Origin of the sequence: Aquimarina algiphila (assembly GCF_007489275.1) — a bacterium.
GTDB lineage: Bacteria > Bacteroidota > Bacteroidia > Flavobacteriales > Flavobacteriaceae > Aquimarina > Aquimarina algiphila.
In genome coordinates, this window is the sequence record NZ_VLNR01000201.1 from 1 (window position 1) to 884 (window position 884).

The 884-nt window shown below is 35.8% G+C and carries 1 protein-coding gene; it reads left to right on the top strand.

Going from position 1 to position 884, the window contains the following annotated elements; translation table 11 throughout:
* Positions 1 to 51: 51 nt before the first annotated feature.
* A partial coding sequence (locus tag FOF46_RS31090; protein ID WP_143919292.1) for a Fic family protein occupies positions 52 to 884 on the top strand: 833 nt, incomplete at its 3' end.

An 884-nucleotide genomic window follows, 5' to 3' on the forward strand; every position in this document is an offset into this window, starting at 1 on the left:
TTAAATATGCGGAGAATAATTTGTATATTTGCCGCATAACCATACATTAAAATGGCAAAGTATATTTATCAGTACGAAAATTGGCCCCATTTTACCTGGAATGAAAAAAAAATTCAGGTGATTTTTGGTAAAGTACGTCATCTACAAGGTAAGATTTTTGGACAAATGAGTGCTTTAGGGTTTTCTGTGAAGGAAGAAGCAATGCTGTCTACTTTGACTGCTGATGTTATAAAATCATCTGAAATAGAGGGTGAGATACTTAATTATGAGCAAGTTCGTTCGTCTATTGCAAGAAAATTAGGAATTGAGTATGCCGGGATGGTATACCCAGGTAGAGATGTTGAAGGTGTTGTAGAAATGATGCTTGATGCAACTCAAAATTATAATAAACCTCTTGATGAAGAGCGGCTATTTGGTTGGCATGCGGCATTATTNCCTACAGGAAGAAGTGGAATGCACAGAATCGATGTTGGTTGTTACAGAAATGGGGAGATGCAAGTGGTTTCAGGAGCGATGGGAAAAGAAAAGGTTCATTATCAAGCTCCATCTCCAGGTAAAATGAAAGAGGAAATGGATGTTTTTTTGAATTGGTTCAATACTGACACAAAAATTGATCATGTGCTTAAAGCTGCAATTGCTCATTTTTGGTTTATTATTATTCATCCTTTTGATGATGGAAATGGACGTATAGCCCGAGCCCTTTCTGATTTATTACTTTCGCTTTCTGATGATAGTTCGCAAAGGTTCTATAGCCTATCCAGCCAAATGCTTACAGAACGTAAGGTGTATTACGAGATATTGAAAAAAGTTCAATATAGTAATGGTGATATAACAGAATGGTTAGACTGGTTTTTAAATTGTTTATATCGTGCTTTAGAAACATC